At 40.3% G+C, this 15,004-nt stretch carries 16 protein-coding genes and 1 other annotated feature; of the genes, 13 read left to right on the top strand and 3 right to left on the bottom strand.

The annotated features are described in order from the left end of the window. Positions 1–51: 51 nt before the first annotated feature. Entirely contained in the window at positions 52–396 is a 345-nt protein-coding gene (locus tag GHD25_RS03690) for a hypothetical protein (protein WP_240452209.1), read from the top strand. Positions 397–515: 119 nt separating this feature from the next. Here GHD25_RS03690 and GHD25_RS03685 read toward each other — a convergent pair whose 3' ends face one another. Further along, positions 516–695 carry a DUF2929 family protein gene (locus GHD25_RS03685; RefSeq protein WP_164215009.1) on the bottom strand — a complete coding sequence of 60 codons (180 nt, stop codon included), beginning with the start codon at positions 693–695 and terminating at the stop codon, positions 516–518. 206 nt (positions 696–901) lie between these two features. Between GHD25_RS03685 and GHD25_RS03680 the strand changes: the two genes are divergently transcribed. The 6 genes from GHD25_RS03680 (at position 902) to GHD25_RS03655 (ending at position 6,395) form a co-directional block, all read left to right on the top strand. Then, complete coding sequence (locus tag GHD25_RS03680) at positions 902–1,507, top strand: Rossmann-fold NAD(P)-binding domain-containing protein (protein ID WP_164215008.1); 606 nt, start codon at positions 902–904, stop codon at positions 1,505–1,507. Positions 1,508–1,588: 81 nt separating this feature from the next. Continuing rightward, positions 1,589–2,545 (top strand): BMP family ABC transporter substrate-binding protein, encoded by a 957-nt coding sequence (locus GHD25_RS03675; protein ID WP_164215007.1) that lies wholly within the window; start codon positions 1,589–1,591, stop codon positions 2,543–2,545. A gap of 123 nt (positions 2,546–2,668) precedes the next feature. After that, a complete protein-coding gene (locus tag GHD25_RS03670; protein WP_164215006.1) occupies positions 2,669–3,607 on the top strand; it encodes a beta-ketoacyl-ACP synthase III in 939 nt (312 codons plus the stop codon). 123 nt (positions 3,608–3,730) lie between these two features. Further along, positions 3,731–4,969 carry a beta-ketoacyl-ACP synthase II gene (gene fabF / locus GHD25_RS03665; RefSeq protein WP_164215005.1) on the top strand — a complete coding sequence of 413 codons (1,239 nt, stop codon included), beginning with the start codon at positions 3,731–3,733 and terminating at the stop codon, positions 4,967–4,969. 380 nt (positions 4,970–5,349) lie between these two features. Further along, the gene (locus GHD25_RS03660) at positions 5,350–5,556 is read left to right on the top strand and encodes a hypothetical protein (protein ID WP_164215004.1); all 207 of its coding nucleotides are present in this window, start codon (positions 5,350–5,352) and stop codon (positions 5,554–5,556) included. Between the two features lie 77 nt (positions 5,557–5,633). After that, positions 5,634–6,395, top strand: coding sequence for a YjbA family protein (locus tag GHD25_RS03655; RefSeq protein WP_164215003.1), 762 nt, complete (start codon positions 5,634–5,636; stop codon positions 6,393–6,395). Between the two features lie 59 nt (positions 6,396–6,454). Here GHD25_RS03655 and trpS read toward each other — a convergent pair whose 3' ends face one another. Both trpS and GHD25_RS03645 read right to left on the bottom strand, forming a co-directional pair. Next, positions 6,455–7,450, bottom strand: a complete 996-nt coding sequence (gene trpS, locus GHD25_RS03650; RefSeq protein WP_164215002.1) for a tryptophan--tRNA ligase — start codon at positions 7,448–7,450, stop codon at positions 6,455–6,457. 324 nt (positions 7,451–7,774) lie between these two features. Continuing rightward, positions 7,775–7,951: a binding site (T-box leader), on the bottom strand. 172 nt (positions 7,952–8,123) lie between these two features. Next, entirely contained in the window at positions 8,124–8,921 is a 798-nt protein-coding gene (locus GHD25_RS03645) for a SurA N-terminal domain-containing protein (RefSeq protein ID WP_164215001.1), read from the bottom strand. A 422-nt stretch (positions 8,922–9,343) separates the two neighbouring features. Between GHD25_RS03645 and GHD25_RS03640 the strand changes: the two genes are divergently transcribed. The 6 genes from GHD25_RS03640 (at position 9,344) to copZ (ending at position 14,867) form a co-directional block, all read left to right on the top strand. Beyond that, complete coding sequence (locus GHD25_RS03640; RefSeq protein ID WP_164215000.1) at positions 9,344–9,670, top strand: ArsR/SmtB family transcription factor; 327 nt, start codon at positions 9,344–9,346, stop codon at positions 9,668–9,670. Between the two features lie 31 nt (positions 9,671–9,701). Continuing rightward, positions 9,702–10,622: a cation diffusion facilitator family transporter gene (locus GHD25_RS03635; protein ID WP_164214999.1), complete on the top strand. Its 921-nt coding sequence runs from the start codon at positions 9,702–9,704 to the stop codon at positions 10,620–10,622. 21 nt (positions 10,623–10,643) lie between these two features. Continuing rightward, entirely contained in the window at positions 10,644–11,585 is a 942-nt protein-coding gene (locus tag GHD25_RS03630) for a ring-cleaving dioxygenase (RefSeq protein WP_164214998.1), read from the top strand. Positions 11,586–11,932: 347 nt separating this feature from the next. Continuing rightward, the gene (locus GHD25_RS03625; RefSeq protein ID WP_164214997.1) at positions 11,933–12,235 is read left to right on the top strand and encodes a metal-sensing transcriptional repressor; all 303 of its coding nucleotides are present in this window, start codon (positions 11,933–11,935) and stop codon (positions 12,233–12,235) included. A gap of 13 nt (positions 12,236–12,248) precedes the next feature. Continuing rightward, positions 12,249–14,636: a heavy metal translocating P-type ATPase gene (locus GHD25_RS03620; protein WP_164214996.1), complete on the top strand. Its 2,388-nt coding sequence runs from the start codon at positions 12,249–12,251 to the stop codon at positions 14,634–14,636. 24 nt (positions 14,637–14,660) lie between these two features. Continuing rightward, a complete protein-coding gene (gene copZ, locus GHD25_RS03615) occupies positions 14,661–14,867 on the top strand; it encodes a copper chaperone CopZ (protein WP_164214995.1) in 207 nt (68 codons plus the stop codon). The last annotated feature ends 137 nt before the right edge of the window (positions 14,868–15,004 follow it).

Below are 15,004 nucleotides of genomic sequence, written 5' to 3'. Positions count from 1 at the left end.
CACCAACCCATTTATGATTGAATAGTCTAGTTGGTGAGGGAGCTGATAAAATTGAATTCAAATCATAATAAAATGTATCAATTATGTAAAGAACATATGCATTCTTATGTCTTAGCCGAATTAGTTGATGGTACGAAAGTAGATGGAATCATTACAGGATTGGATAATGAATATGTATATATGGCTGTCCCGCTGGAACATCATGAACAGCATCACACCCAGGCCAATCCGTTTGAAAGTTCTTCCGGCCATCGATATGGCTTTCCGGGCTATGGTCCCGGCTTTATTCCCGGACCTGGCTACGGTTACGGTTACGGATTTCCGCCCAGAAGATTTCGCAGACTCGTGCTTCCGCTGGCTGCACTTGTTACATTAGCTGCTTTACCATGGTATTAACGGCAAAAGTTAATTATGTCCCAAATTACAGGCAGATTCCTTTTCTTTATGAAAACAAAACCCTTGCCCGTTCATCCTTAAAGGCAAGGGTTGATTGCATATCAAAATTGTCCGTTATATTAACTTTCTTTCTCGTCTTTTAATACACCATCACCAAGCAGAAATACTGCCAGGCTGACAATGATGATAAATGCAATGGTGGCTGATACACTGAAAGGTTCTGCCGCCATACTTGATAATACATACGACAGAACAACACCTATTAATGCTGCCCAAATAAATGTCATTACATAACGCATACATTCACACCTCTATTTTATCGAAAAATCCGCTATTAACACATATTTAAGTTTATCAAACTCAGAGAAAAAAGAAAAGCATTTATTCCATTAGTTTATTTTGTATTCTGCAGTGGACTTTAGATCATACTTTAGGATCGGGACGGCGTAAAGGATTTCTGAAAATGAACAAAACAAGCGAAAAAAATCTGTAAGGGGGAATTGTGGTGACTTTTTTGGTGAATAATTGTAATCATTGGATCAGCTATCATATTATCGATGAGCTTTTAAACAACGGGTACGAAGTAGAAGGTCTGAAAAATGGGGAAAAAAATGAACATTTACTCATGTATTTTGGCAGAAACAGTCACTTCTCCCTGTCGGAGAATGATAAAACAAAACAATATCACACTGTCATCTCTCTAAATAACCCGCTGCCCGGAGTAAAATCAAAGTATGTGCATGTAATAAACCCTGAAGGCCATCGTAATGAAAAAGAAGGTGTATCCTTTATTCAGGCACCGCTGCTATTTGGTGAATGGATGCCAATGAATGAAAAAGGTATGTATGTTAATGAAAAGTTTATTCCTTTTGATTCGGAGCATTTTTTGACTAAGTCCATATATATAAAGGATTTTACCAAAGCATTTGTCCAGTGGATACGCTCGGAAAATAAAATTACGAATTTGGATATCCTATCAGAAAATAACAGAAATGAATGGTTAAAACTTGAAAGTTCCACCTATCTTCGTGACAATAGACCTGTAAAAGAACAGTTAGCCCGGGTAATTGAGCATTATAGGATGTATAAAGAAATGTACGATTGTAAATAAAACTTTAGACGGGCGCGGTTAACTTTAGGCTGATATCGGTATAAAATAGAGCAGATCATTATTGGACAGCATGGGGGTGCTATGGTGAAAAGCATGTTAACAGTTATAGGAATGAGTATTTTTTTATTTACGATTACAGGCTGTGCCGACCGGCAAGATGAAATTCAGAATGTCGGGATGCTTATCGATAGCACTATAGAAGAACAGCCTTGGGGAGAAAAGGGATTGGCCGGGTTAACTGCAATCGGTGACAATTATGATGTGAATGTCTTTTATGAGGAAAATGTAATGACGCAGCAGGATATTATTCGTGCGGTAGATGAGTTCGTAAATGATGGTGTAAATTTGATTTTTGGGCATAGCAGTATTTATGGCCGCCATTTTGCTGAGGTTGCCAAAAATTACCCAAATGTGCATTTTGTCTATTTTAATGGTGGCTATTTTGCGGACAATGTAACCAGTTTAAATTTTAATGCCCATGCGATGGGTTTTTTTGCTGGAATGACTGCGGGTGAAATGACTGCAAATGATCAAGTCGGAATTGTTGCTGCATATGAATGGCAGCCTGAAATTGAGGGATTTTATGAAGGGGTGAGTTTTCAAAACCCATCAGCGGAAGTTCACATGGAAATCATTAATGACTGGAATGATGCCCAATCAGCTGTGGATATTTATGAAGATATGAAAAATGATCAGGCAGATGTAATTTACCCAACAGGTGACATATTCAGCAGAACGATTATTCAGGAGGCCAGCAAGGACAATTTATATACTATTGGCTATGTGGAGGATCAATCAGGCATTGGCGGGGAAATGGTTTTAACGAGCACGATACAACATGTGGACAAGCTTTATGAAATAATTGCGGATGAATTTAATAATGGAGATTTAAATGGCACGATTAAGACATTTGATTTTGAGGATGAAATTATTTCACTCGGCGAGTTCAGTCCGCATGTACCGGACGATTTCCAGGATAATATCAATGAAGCAGTTCAGTCGTATAAGGAAACCGGATTGCTGCCAAATGAAAGCTGAAGTAATGTGTAAACAGGGGAATAGTTTTGCCAAAGTCTTGAAAAGAGGAGAAATATACATTAAAATTAGTACCAAGTCATAATATTTGATAATAACATAACGTGTTTAAGAGGAGATGGAAATATGCAAGTAGGTGTATTAGGTACTGGCCATTATGTCCCTTCAAAAGTAGTGACCAATAAAGACTTGGAAAAAATAGTAGATACCACGGATGAGTGGATCAGGACAAGGACGGGGATAGAAGAGAGAAGATTTGCAGAAGATGATGTTACTACTTCGGATATGGCGTTTCATGCGGCGGAACAGGCATTGGAAGATGCGGGTCTCGATGCAGCGGATATTGAGTTAATACTGGTTGCCACTGTAACACCTGATACCGCATTTCCATCTGTAGCTTGTATTATACAGGATAGACTGGGAGCAGAAAATGCTGCCGCAATGGACGTCGGTGCAGCCTGCGCCGGATTTATGTATGCAATGATTACCGCCAAACAGTTTATTGAAACGAAGGCTTATAAGCATGTTCTGGTAGTAGGAGCGGAAAAACTGTCCCCGATTTTAAACTGGGAGGACCGAACAACTTGCGTGCTTCTCGGGGATGGTGCTGGTGCGGTAGTAATGAGTGAAGTCTCTGAGGATAAAGGAATTTTATCTTTTGAACTGGGAGCCAAAGGAGCCGGAGGAAAAGATTTATTTCAAAATAAACAAGGTTATTTTGAGATGAACGGCCGTGAAGTATTTAAATTTGCAGTAAGACAAATGCCTGAGTCAACAGTTAATGTTGTTGAAAAGGCTGGATATGCCAAAGAAGATGTGGACTTTCTCGTTCCTCACCAGGCCAATATCCGGATTATGGATGCGGCAAGGGAGCGAATTGGGATATCAAGGGATAAAATGGCAGTGACGATAAATAAATATGGAAATAACTCCTCTGCCTCTATACCTATGGCTTTATCACAGTCTGTAAAAGATGGTAAAATAAAAGATAATGATTACATTGTATTAGTAGGTTTTGGAGGCGGCTTGACGTGGGGGGCGGTTTCCATGCTCTGGGGGCGCTGACAGGGAATCCCACAAGGCAGCAGTGTTTAATCTTGACACATGATTTATTCCTGCAATGAGGAAATCAGTGCTTTTCAAACAGGCAGGGTGCATATGTTGTGATTGTATAGGAGGAAGAACGGTATGGAAAAAAGAAGAGTAGTCATTACAGGACTTGGTGCTGTAACACCGATGGGCAATGACACTAAAAGCTTGTGGAAAAATGTTGTGGCAGGGAAATCCGGTATTGATTTTGTAACTAAAGTGGACAAAGATGAGTTTCCCACGAAAATTGCAGCGGAGGTCAAAGATTTTGACCCAACGCATTACATGGAAAAAAAAGATGCGAGAAAAATGGATCCTTTTACACAATATGCAGTTGCTTCTTCAAAAATGGCAGTGGAAGACGCCAAGCTTACCATTGATGACTCGAACGCGCATCGGGTCGGTGTTTGGATTGGATCCGGTATTGGCGGGATGTCCACCTGGGAAGATCAGCATGAAAAATACCTTAATAAAGGAGCCAGACGGGTAAGTCCATTTTTTGTACCCATGATGATTCCGGACATGGCTGCTGGGCAAGTTTCGATTCAGCTCGGTGCAAAAGGGATTAATTCCTGTACGGTAACTGCCTGTGCATCAGGCGCCAATTCTATTGGGGACGCGTTTAAATCTGTTCAGCGCGGGGATGTTGATTATATTATTGCGGGTGGAACAGAAGCCCCTATTTCCAATATGTCGTTTGCCGGGTTTTCATCTGCGAAAGCTTTATCTACTGCGGAAGATCCGCAGAAAGCAAGCCGTCCCTTTGACAAAGAACGTGATGGATTTGTAATGGGCGAAGGAGCCGGAATCCTGGTACTTGAGACATTGGAAACAGCACTGGAGCGCGGTGCGCATATCTATGGAGAAATTGTCGGCTACGGAGCTACCGGCGATGCCTATCATATTACAGCTCCGGCCGAACATGGGGAAGGGGCTGCCCGTGCCATGCAGCATGCACTTGATGATGCAGGGATTAACCCAAATGAAATAGATTATATAAATGCCCATGGCACAAGTACAGCGCTGAATGATAAATATGAAACAGAAGCAATTAAAACCGTCCTCGGCGATCACGCCCAAAATGTTTCCATTTCATCGACCAAATCCATGATGGGACATTTGCTTGGAGCTGCAGGCGGTGTGGAAGCAATTATTTCTGTTAAGTCAATTGAAGATGGCATCATCCCGCCAACTATAAACTATGAAAACCCTGATCCTGATTGTGATTTGGATTATGTACCAAATGAAGCAAGAAAACAGGATGTAAATGTGGTTGTGAGTAATTCATTTGGTTTTGGCGGGCATAATGTTGCACTTGTCTTTAAAAAATATGAATAAGAGAAATAGCTGCTTTAAAGACTTCTACAAAGCCGATTGGTGTATGCTGATTGGCTTTTTTGTTTTGGTTTATGTTATTACCGAAAGATTCGAGCCTTCTAGCTTCTAACAGACTGTAGAAGACAGTAGAGAGATGTTTTTCCCTGTGATGAATATCCGAAAAGAGGCTCTATAGAACGCCACTGGAAAACTTGCTGTAGCTGACTTTGTTCCCATTTTCATCATTAAATCCCGGGGAAGCCCAATTCAAACAGAAAAATAGAAACCACTCATCAAACATGGTGTACAAGCATATTATTCTATTAAATACCTTGATCAAAAACCAGCAATGCTATGGAATAAAAAACTTTATAAAGATATTCTGGGTGGGTGGTTAATAAATGGGATATATATTTATGTTTCTAATAGGGTTTGGACTGGCAGTTACAGGGGGAGTAACCCTTATTGCCTACATGAATTTCCTTCCTGCTGGTCTTTCCTGGGGTGACTATTTAATTTTCATATCAGGCAGACCGGAATGTTACTTCCTCCCATTGGGCTTTATCATCATGGCTTTTGTCATTTATCGTTTTCCAAACAGCAGCTAATCTTTACGAACTTAGAATATTTTTCTAAATGATGGTCATAATGTATTTTAAGTTACGTTTTAAAGAGAGGGTTGTTTATGTTATATATGCACGACGTATGGGTAAATTGGTTTGAAGGTGAAGAAAATGGTTATAATGTCTGTTATTTTCATGAATGGCGCAAAGAAGACGGTATTGAACTTCTCGACCAGGTTCCCCTATTGTATATAACAAAAGAATTGTACAAGTATATTGAAAACGATATGCATGATTTGCCTAAAGAATTGCTGGATACGATTTACAGACGTGCGTACATACGAAAAGGACATGAAAGAACGGTATTGGATTATTCCTGCATTGTAACAGATGGTGATGATATTGTTGCTTTTGATACGATCGGTTATGAAATCCCTGTACGTAAAAGCAGGTTGATTCCAAGGCAGGAGCAGCTTGTTTTTGACATGATCAAAGGTTCAAAGCAGCAGTCATTCAAGTATGATGGAGAAAATTACAAAAAAGAATACCATATGCTATCGCCCGAACCTAAGGTCATCTTTGGATTAACTAGAAGGGAACGTCAGTTAAAGCAGCTCCTTATGATGGGATTGGATCAGCTCCGTACGACAAATAACCTGGAGGAGCTGAGGTACTGGCTAACCGAATGGGATCCTAAAAACTATCCGTTTATACGTTTTATGGATGAAGATAAAGTATGGGAAGCTTTGTATAACGGAATCAGGGAAGGGTGGAGCCCGGCCCATGAAGATCTCTGTGCAAAGTTAATTAAGGGCCAGCCATTCCTGGAAAAAATGTGGGAATTTGAAAATGGGAAAGAACAAAATGCATCAAAACAAAAATGAAACTTACGTCTGTTTTATAGGTGAAAGGGCGTCTTATTTCTAAGGCGCCCTTTGGTATGTTACTTTTTCTTTATCACTCTTCCCAGCCCCATTGCCTTTTTTGCTTTGGCTACCGTTTTATTTGCTGTAAGTGATGCTTTTTCCCTTCCGTTATCCAGGATATCATCCAGTTCATCGGATTCCATTAGGGCATCGTATTTTTCCTGAATTGGTTTTAAAATGTTTATGACAGCTTCAGCAACTCCCTGCTTGAAATCACCATAACCTCTGCCTTCATATTTTTCTTCCAATGTCTTTATTGATTCACCGGTACAGCTTGAATAAATGGTCAGCAGATTAGATACACCAGGCTTGTTCTCTTTGTCAAATTTTACGACTCCCTCTGAATCCGTCACAGCACTCTTGATTTTCTTTTCAATTTTCTTTGGCTTATCCAGCATGGAGATAAAACCTTTTTCATTTGTATCCGATTTGCTCATTTTCTTCGTTGGCTCCTGCAAAGACATGATTCGTGCGCCAACTTTAGGGATACGCACCTCAGGTATGGTAAAGATATCGTTGAAACGATTGTTAAAACGCTGTGCAAGATCTCTTGTCAGCTCCAAATGCTGTTTTTGATCCTCACCGACAGGTACTACATCTGTTCTATAAAGCAGGATATCGGCAGCCATTAAAGCCGGATATGTTAGCAAAGCAGATGAGACACCTTCTTTGCCTTCCGACTTGTCTTTAAACTGCGTCATTCGTTCCAGTTCCCCGATATAGCTGATGGATTGCAGCATCCAGCCGAACTGGGTATGGGCTGGTACTTCTGATTGGATAAATAAAGTTGATTTCTTCGGATCGATTCCGGAGGCCAAATATAAGGCAGCAAGGGAACGGATATTGTTACGCAGTTCCAAGCGGTCCTGCGGCACGGTAATGGCGTGTTCATCGACAATACAAAAATAACACTGATAATCATCCTGCAGCTGAACAAACTGCTGAAGCGCACCTAAATAATTTCCAAGCGTCAATGTACCGCTTGGCTGGATACCGGAAAAAATTGTTTTCATTTGAATTCACTCCATTTTCTTATTTTATATGCTGTACTGGGATTCAGCTTATTTTCCACGTTAAGAAACAACCTTTGCAGCGGGGAGTTTGCCGGCACTATCTATCTTGAAGACAGCTAATTTCATAGGAAAGCGTATGGCCTTCATTACTATGGTTAAATTAATGCTTTTGTTCAGCACCAAACAACTGTACTGCAGGTCTGAAGATTAGGCTTCGAGAAAGCTGAATTTTTTAGTGCTAACTATACGTTAACTAACGCTTTCACTAAAAGACAAACGACTGCGAGTTTTTCCAAAACATAAAAAAAGCCCATTTATCCCTTAAAAAGGGACGAATGAACCGCGTTGCCACCCTGGTTATCTTAACATATGCAAGATCACTTTATTTAATATTCAGCTCCAAAGTCCAATTCCAATTTACCTTGATACTTGTTTTCACCAGCCACAAGCTCTCTTAGAACCATTGGGCAAATTGTACTCCTTCTTCTTCATTGCCGGTTATATTGAGTTTTTTTCTATTATATATTTCATTCCTATATTGTGCAAGTAAATCCGCGTTAATAATAAGTATTTGTACCTCTTCCTTAAGGACAGGAAATGATAATATAATCTTTTTACTTGTAAAGGGGCAAGTATACAAAAAAACCAGGTCTGATAGAGACCTGGTTTGTAATTATAAGTTATTCGTGACGTCAGCATTTGCCCGAAGTTCTTCTACAAGTGTCTGGTAGGCTTCTGTTTCCTTTTGGGCTATTACTTGTTGTGTCAGTTGAGGTTCCATTTCTTCATAAGATGGAACTTCTGCATCTTCGCCCTGCTGCTGTTCCATGGAAGCTGAATATGCTTCATAAAGCTCTTGAAGTTCATCTTCTGTCGGCTCCATGTCACCGGATTCACTTGCAATAAGCGCATCTACTTTCACTTGTGTCTCAAGGTCAGATCTCACTTCGTCCTCTGTTACACCCTGTTCTTCCAGTGCAGCAAAGAAGTCATCCTGAGAATTCAGGCCATTTTGTTCTATAAGTTCATCAAGTGTTTCATTAACATCATCCTCTGATGCTTCAAAACCTTGATTTTCGGCTTCCTGGATAATAAGCTTCTGCCCGATCAAAGCGTCTGCAATCTGTCCCTTTAATTGATCCTGATCCACTTCCTGACCGGTCATCTGGGCTTGCATCATTGCCTGCTGGAACTGACCTACATATGTGGATTCAAATTCATCCCTTGATATCTCTTCACCATTTACTTCTGCTACCACATCCGGGATGTCCTCAAGGTCAGGTTCAGGCATTTCTGCCTGTTCAGTACCTTCCTCCTGAGCTTGTCCTTCGTCTTCGGCAGAGTCCTCTTCCTGTGTTTCTGATGCCTCATTACTGTCCTCCGCTGAGTTATCCTGTTCTTCATCACCACATGCTGCTGTGAAAAAGACAAGCAGTAAGAGGGATAAACCAAGCAACCATTTTTTCTTCATCAACGTTCTCCTTTCACTCTTTGTTGTGGTAATTGTAACAGATTATTGTTCATTGTAAAACCTTCCATTATTAATAAAATAGCAGAATCTACATTAAATATGGAGCTTCATGACTGTTATAAGCGGATTTTGAGGATGATTTTAGAAATTGTGTAAAAATTGTATAAAAACTGTGTAAATTGTATGACAGACATTGGCGGAGCCTATTAAAGAATATGAAACGAGGTTAGCCGTCTAATTTTCACTATTACTCAAATTGTTTCGGAACAGCCTTATACCCATCACCAAGTTAAAAGCATGAAAATCTGCCCCCGGTGCAATATAAAAAGGAACAATTTCAATACATTTACTTATACTATTATATGAACATATGCTAATATATACATGTATAGAGGTTTATGTATCTTAGGGAGGTAGTTTGTATGATGGCACATAAGGAGCCTGAAGAGATAAAGAAGGGTGAACTGGATAAGTACACACTTAACCTTGTTTCCCAAACATTTAAAACATTAGGTGATCCAACAAGAATCCGTATTCTCCATTTACTTTTTCAAAAAGAATACTCTGTTAATACAATAGCTAAAGTACTGGACCTGCAGCAATCCACCGTCTCTCATCAGCTGCGGCTGTTAAAAAATCTGCGGCTTGTGAAATATAGAAGAGAAGGAACTACTTTGTATTATTCACATGATGATGAACATGTCATCGATATTTTAAAACAAGCTATTGACCACGCGAGTCATCATTAATAAATATAAACAGAGAACGGAGGTGTGACCTTTGGGGTTGGATCATGATCATTCACATGGCAGTAATAAAAAGGCATTAAAAATAAGTTTTTTCATTATTTCATTTTATATGGCAGTGGAAGTCATTGGAGGGTATCTCACAAATAGTCTGGCATTGTTAGCTGATGCCGGCCATATGTTAAGTGATGCTGTTTCATTGGGGATAGCATTGTTGGCATTTACATTTGGAGAGAAAGCAGCAAATTATTACAAAACATATGGGTACAAACGTTTTGAAATATTGGCTGCAGTATTTAATGGGGTAACGTTAATACTGATTTCCGGTTTCATTTTTTATGAGGCATATCATCGTTTTAGTGATCCTCCGGAAGTTGCTTCAACAGGTATGTTAATAATCGCTGTGATTGGTTTTTTTGTTAATGTTTTGGTTGCATGGATGCTAATGCAGGGAGACACGAAAGAAAACCTGAATTTACGGGCTGCCTTCCTTCATGTTTTGGGAGATTTATTAGGGTCGGTTGGTGCGATTATTGCTGCTTTGCTGATGTTGTTGTTTGGATGGGCATGGGCAGATCCATTAGCAAGTGTTATTGTTGCTGTTTTAATACTAATCAGCGGCTGGAGAGTCTCTAAGGATGCCATCCATGTTTTAATGGAGGGAACACCGAAAAATATTGATCTGGATGAAGTGATTGAAACGATAGTAAAAATTGATGGGGTCAAAGATATACATGATCTGCACGTCTGGATAATTACAAGCGGCAGGAATGCTTTATCATGTCATGCGGTGGTTGACGGTGATAAATCGGTAGATGAATGCCAGACTATCCTGCGTACCATTGAAGGAAATTTAAAAGATAAAGGAATTGGGCATATTACCATTCAATTGGAAAATAATGACCACCCGCACGATGATTTATTAATGTGCCAGCATGTAGGAAAAGAACATTAAAAATATTTTAGGAGGATGATTATGCGCACAATTTTAGGCCATCATCATATTTCCATGATTATTAAAGACGCAGCAGCAACAAACAAGTTCTATAAGGAAGTTCTGGGTTTACGGAGGGTCAAAATATCTGTTAATCAGGATGATCCTTCCATGTACCATTTGTTCTACGGTGATCTAACCGGCAGTCCCGGCACAGAACTCACCTTTTTTGAAATGCCGGCAGTTGGAAGAACGCATCGGGGAACGAATGCCATTACAAGAATCGGATTGCTTGTTCCATCTGCGGATAGTTTAATGTACTGGAAAGAAAGATTTGAATCCCTTGATGTCAAGCATGGCAGTATCACAGAGTACGCCAGCAGGGAAGCATTACCTTTTGAAGATCCGGACGGGCTTCGACTGGTTTTGGTAAATAAAAAAGATGATACAGTACCTCGCTTTTGGCAGCCCTGGGAAAACGCTGCTATTGATAAAGAACATCGGATATTAGGTATGGGAACAGTGGAAATAACTGTTCGGGATATAAATAGTACGAAAAAAACATTGAAAGAAATTTTTGAATATAATGAAGCGGGCCCAGCAGAGCACGGAATCATTCTGCGGGCTGGGAAAGGAAAAATCTATAGTGAGATCCTTTTAAAGGAAGAATCGGGGTCCGCTGAAAGACCTGGAAAAGGAAGTGTTCATCATCTGGCAATCCGGGCAAAAGATGTAGAAGAACTCCATATGTGGGATAAAAAAATAAAACAAAAAGGCTTTGTATCTACAGGAGTCATTGACAGGCATTATTTTCACAGCCTCTATTTTCGTGATGCCAACAGAATTATGTTTGAAATTGCGACAGATGGGCCAGGATTTACGGTGGATTCCAGTATTGAGAATTTGGGAAGCAAATTGGATTTGCCGCCATTTCTGGAAGATAAACGTCAGGAAATTATGGATAAATTAAAGCCGATCGAGTGACTAAAAGCACTTTATCTATTTTAAAAAAATGGTATATTATATGGCGTTAACGCAGGGGCATATAACTGAAAAGAATTAATACAAAAGTATAATCTATTCAGTTAAATTCACGCTCTGATAAGCGGTCGATGACAAGCATATTCCTGTTTTATTTGCTTACTTTTTTGTTGCTGATATTTTGGATGCCATCATGTATTGGTTTTTGAAAAGGATCTCCCATAAATGCGAAATGTTAAAAATACGATTACCTGGGAATGAATAAAATTGTCACAGTAAATTCATTGAATTTTATACCATAGTGGGGTATAGTATAAGTATAGAAATAATAAGGTAAGGACGGGGTCTGAATGGATAAATTTTTACATGATCATCCGGTAGTACCCAGAACAGATGCTGAAAAACAGGCAGTCGTCAATCGTCTGAAACGAATAGAAGGACAAGTTCGCGGTATTCAAAAAATGGTTGAAGACGACAGATATTGCGTAGATATTTTAGTCCAAATCAGTGCCATAAATGCAGCCTTGAAAAAGGTTGGATTTTCTCTCGGGGAAAGGCATGCGAAGCATTGTGTAGCCAGTGCAGTGAAATCCGGAGAAGGAGACGAAGCAATCGAGGAACTGCTTGAAGTGTTAAAGCAATTTTCCAAATAGGGGGTGGAAGGACATGAGTGAAGCAAAACATTTAACAGTAGGTGTGACAGGGATGACCTGTGCCGGGTGCTCCTCCAGAGTGGAAAAAGTATTAAATAAAATGGATGGTGTGGAAGCACAAGTGAATTTAACTACTGAAAAAGCAACGGTTAATTATGATCCTGCCTCCGTTACAGTTGAGGATATTACCTCAAAAATAGAAAATATGGGCTATGGGGTGCTGACCCAAAAAACTGAATTTGATATAGAGGGAATGACTTGTGCAACTTGTTCATCACGGATTGAAAAAGTGCTGAATAAACAGCCCGGAGTTAAACAGGCCACTGTCAACCTGGCTGCTGAAAGTGCCGTGGTGGAATATAACCCGAATACCTTGGAAATTCCCGATATCATTGGCAGAATAAAAAAGCTGGGCTACGGAGCAAATGAAAAAAGTGATACAGGTGACGCGTCAGAAAACCAGAAAGAAAAGCAGGTTAAAGAAATGAAATTTAAGCTGGTGCTGTCTGCATTGCTGTCGCTGCCCCTGCTTGTAACCATGCTTGATCATCTTTTAGGAGTTAGTTTACCGGCTTTATTTATGAACCCCTGGTTTCAATTTGCCCTGGCAACACCAATCCAATTTTATGTTGGCCGGCAGTTCTATACAGGCGCCTATCGAAGTCTGAGGAGCGGCGGGGCCAATATGGATGTACTTGTTGCACTCGGTACAAGCGCCGCTTATTTCTACAGTTTGTATGAAGCATTTTTAACGATTGGAAATCCCGGCTATATGCCGCATCTATATTTTGAAACTAGTGCTATTATCATTACATTGATTCTGTTTGGTAAATACCTTGAATTGACTGCCAAGAGCAGAACAAAAACAGCAATTTCCAAATTGCTTAACTTACAGGCAAAGCAGGCCCGTGTAATAAGAAATGGCGAAGAACAAATGGTGGCAATAGAGGAAGTGCGGAGCGGGGACCATTTAATTGTAAAACCCGGTGAAAAAATACCCGTTGACGGTATTATCGTAAAAGGGCGCACTTCTGTGGACGAGTCTATGATTACAGGAGAATCCATTCCGATAGAAAAAAACATGAATGCAGATGTTATTGGTTCCACCATGAATAAAAATGGAACAGTGGAAATGAAAGCAACCAAAGTTGGAAAGGATACAGCACTGGCTTCCATTATTAAGGCAGTGGAGGATGCACAAGGGTCCAAGGCACCGATCCAGCGGCTTGCAGATGTAATCTCCGGATACTTTGTTCCAATCGTAGTAATTATAGCCGTTCTGACATTTATTGTTTGGATTACACTTGTTTCACCTGGAAATTTTGAACTGGCATTGGTGGCCGCTATTGCAGTATTGGTTATTGCTTGTCCGTGTGCACTGGGGCTTGCTACACCAACATCCATCATGGTTGGCACAGGTAAATCAGCGGAAAACGGGATACTTTTTAAAGGCGGAGAGCATTTAGAACAAACCCATAAACTTAATACCATCGTTTTTGATAAAACCGGAACGATTACAAAAGGGAAACCGGAAGTAACCAACTTTACCGGTGATGACGTAACGTTGCAGTTCTTAGCAAGCGCGGAAAAAGGGTCAGAACACCCATTGGCTGAAGCGATTGTTGCCTATGCCACCGAAAAGGGAGTCGACATGCTGGATACAGATGACTTTACTGCTATACCCGGCCATGGTATCAAAGCTGCTATTTCAGGTAAAGAAGTACTTGTAGGGACTAGAAAGCTTATGCGTGATCATCATATTGAGATGAGTAACGTCGATAAAAAAATGGCCGAATATGAATCAGAAGGTAAAACGGCTATGCTCATTGCTGTGGATGGCAGGTTCAGCGGAATTGTGGCTGTAGCCGATACCGTGAAGGACTCAGCTATTGAAGCCGTGAAACAACTGAAAGAACAAAACCTGGAAGTTTTCATGCTGACAGGTGATAACGAAAGAACTGCAAAAGCGATTGCCAAGCAGGTTGGAATCGATGAAGTGATTGCCGAAGTTCTGCCGGAACAAAAGGCAGATAAAGTAAAAGAAATTCAATTACAGGGTAAAAAAGTGGCTATGGTAGGAGATGGTATAAACGATGCGCCGGCACTGGCGACAGCCGATATTGGCATCGCCATCGGAACAGGGACTGAAGTTGCCATAGAAGCAGCAGATGTCACCATTTTAGGCGGTGAATTGCTTCTCATACCAAAAGCAATTAAAATGAGTCATGCAACCATAAGAAATATCCGGCAAAATCTGTTTTGGGCATTTGCCTATAATAGTGCAGGAATACCTATTGCAGCTGCCGGATTGCTCGCACCATGGGTTGCAGGTGCTGCCATGGCGTTTAGTTCAGTGAGTGTTGTTACTAACTCCCTTCGTTTGAAGCGGGTTAAAATATAAAATTATTGAAAGGGGAAATAGACCATGAAGGAAGCAACATTGGGTGTTAAAGGAATGACATGCAATCATTGCGTGGCGTCTGTGGAAGGGGCACTGAAGAGTTTGGATGGTGTTTCGAATGTTGACGTAAACCTGGATGCAGGCAAAGTTGATGTGAAATTTGATGGTGCCAAAGTATCGAAGGGTCAATTGGCAGAAGCTGTAGAAGATCAGGGTTATGATGTAGAATAATTATGCCTTTTTGGCAACAAATTATATTACACTGTATTTCAGGATAGCAGGGACATGTAAAAATATCCTGCTATTTTTTTGTACTTCCTGAGGAAATAATAAGGTATAGGAATTAGTATATCTTATTGTTGATGTTA

The sequence above is a fragment of the Virgibacillus aidingensis genome, from assembly GCF_010994035.1.
In the GTDB taxonomy this organism is placed as follows: Bacteria; Bacillota; Bacilli; order Bacillales; family Amphibacillaceae; genus Virgibacillus_N.
The sequence above is the reverse complement of the archived record's forward strand: the minus strand, read 5'-3'. Positions and strand labels throughout refer to the sequence as shown.

Bases quoted from the DNA above. Each gene is read 5' to 3' on its own strand.
- trpS (WP_164215002.1), bottom strand. From the start codon at position 7,450: ATGAAAACAATTTTTTCCGGTATCCAGCCAAGCGGTACATTGACGCTT.
- GHD25_RS03625 (WP_164214997.1), top strand. From the start codon at position 11,933: ATGGATAAATTTTTACATGATCATCCGGTAGTACCCAGAACAGATGCT.
- GHD25_RS03675 (WP_164215007.1), top strand. From the start codon at position 1,589: ATGGTGAAAAGCATGTTAACAGTTATAGGAATGAGTATTTTTTTATTT.
- GHD25_RS03655 (WP_164215003.1), top strand. From the start codon at position 5,634: ATGTTATATATGCACGACGTATGGGTAAATTGGTTTGAAGGTGAAGAA.
- GHD25_RS03630 (WP_164214998.1), top strand. From the start codon at position 10,644: ATGCGCACAATTTTAGGCCATCATCATATTTCCATGATTATTAAAGAC.
- fabF (WP_164215005.1), top strand. From the start codon at position 3,731: ATGGAAAAAAGAAGAGTAGTCATTACAGGACTTGGTGCTGTAACACCG.
- copZ (WP_164214995.1), top strand. From the start codon at position 14,661: ATGAAGGAAGCAACATTGGGTGTTAAAGGAATGACATGCAATCATTGC.
- GHD25_RS03620 (WP_164214996.1), top strand. From the start codon at position 12,249: ATGAGTGAAGCAAAACATTTAACAGTAGGTGTGACAGGGATGACCTGT.
- GHD25_RS03640 (WP_164215000.1), top strand. From the start codon at position 9,344: ATGATGGCACATAAGGAGCCTGAAGAGATAAAGAAGGGTGAACTGGAT.
- GHD25_RS03685 (WP_164215009.1), bottom strand. From the start codon at position 695: ATGCGTTATGTAATGACATTTATTTGGGCAGCATTAATAGGTGTTGTT.
- GHD25_RS03670 (WP_164215006.1), top strand. From the start codon at position 2,669: ATGCAAGTAGGTGTATTAGGTACTGGCCATTATGTCCCTTCAAAAGTA.
- GHD25_RS03645 (WP_164215001.1), bottom strand. From the start codon at position 8,921: ATGAAGAAAAAATGGTTGCTTGGTTTATCCCTCTTACTGCTTGTCTTT.
- GHD25_RS03660 (WP_164215004.1), top strand. From the start codon at position 5,350: ATGGGATATATATTTATGTTTCTAATAGGGTTTGGACTGGCAGTTACA.